The following is a 1,344-nucleotide window of genomic DNA, read 5'->3' as shown; positions in this document are numbered from 1 at the left end:
TATATATAAGTGTCCTATTCCCCAGCCGTATTCATCAGCAAGCGTATCAAGAAGAAAACACATTTCCCATCCATATACATCGGGGTTTGCTTCAAACACATATCCTGAATATGCCGGGAAATCATTAGGTGCCAATACTGAATCAGTTCCACCTGAGGGGTCGTCAAAATCAAGACCTGGATGTGGCCCCTCATCTACTACGCACCAGTCCCCGTATCCAATCCAGCATTTTTCATATGTGCCGTTCTCATACATCGGCCATGACGGATCCCAGTGCGGAGGATGAACTATGGGATGGGTATCAATCGTAAAACCAAATAGCACAAGAACTGCAGCAGATATTAATATTCTTATCATTATTCAACCACATTGCTGACTGTAATGATATTTACTCCATCTTCTCCCTGATACACAACTCTCGCTTCTGTCATTGAAAGAGCGCGTGGACGACCATGAAGGAGATAATTAAAGTTAGACGAATTTCCAAAAGGAATGAAACTTCGTTCATCAGACTTCACAGGTTCCGATGACCATATCAGTACTCCATCTGTATCAAGCAAGCACCTTCTTGTTATCTGTAAACACTCCACATCTTGGGAATGAAATAGAATATTAATGCTATTATTAATGAAATCTGGAACTAGATTGTACCACTTTTTGGAAGGTAAACACCATATCTCATCATTATCATATTGACCTCCAGTATCTGTAACCACGAAGTTGTTTGGACGTCCCCCCAGCTCTAATGGAACAGGTATGGCCATATGCGTGCAGTCAGGAGAAAACGCTATCATCGAAGCCTGCATTCCATCGTAGCGTTCCCAGAGAGTTGTTCCTGTATTCCCATCGATGACCGATATTCCATTTCTAGTGAACGATGCCCCAACGAGATTTCCATCTTCTGATACAGCAAACTGTGTAACGACAGCTCTTTCCCCTGTATCAATTTCCCACAGTCTGTTACCATTCCAGTCAAAAGCCAGAATTTCCCGAGGTCGGTCATAAACGTTTTCCATGACAATGATTTCATCTGTTGCTGAAGTACATATATACCTGAAATGTGTTTCTTCGTATTCCCTGATTGAAGATAATGCTAGATTTTCATCGAAATCAAGGATGTAATCCTTTCCGATTGCTGTAACCACACCGTTATCTGAAACAGCCAATCCGTGCCGCCATCGACCATCTGGAGTAGGATCAAAATACTTCGTTACTTTCCTGTCAATATCCACATAGAGAGCCTGATCCATGTTCATATCAGCTATTCCGTCTCTGACTATTACGAAATGCCCCCCTCTGGAATAAATCGCTCCGTATGCGCTGAATGGCAGAACTACTTCCAAT

General features: G+C 42.4%; 2 protein-coding genes. Both read right to left on the bottom strand.

What is annotated here, in order from left to right; genetic code table 11:
* Positions 1–357 (bottom strand): hypothetical protein (locus K8R76_07565; protein ID MCD4848031.1); only part of this gene is annotated, 357 nt, incomplete at its 3' end.
* The coding region (locus K8R76_07560) for a hypothetical protein (protein ID MCD4848030.1) at positions 357–1,344 on the bottom strand (988 nt) is incomplete at its 5' end. The genes K8R76_07560 and K8R76_07565, both read right to left, overlap by 1 nt.

It is taken from the genome of Candidatus Aegiribacteria sp. (genome assembly GCA_021108435.1).
Lineage (GTDB): Bacteria > Fermentibacterota > Fermentibacteria > Fermentibacterales > JCC-6 > Aegiribacteria.
The sequence above is the reverse complement of the archived record's forward strand: the minus strand, read 5'-3'. Positions and strand labels throughout refer to the sequence as shown.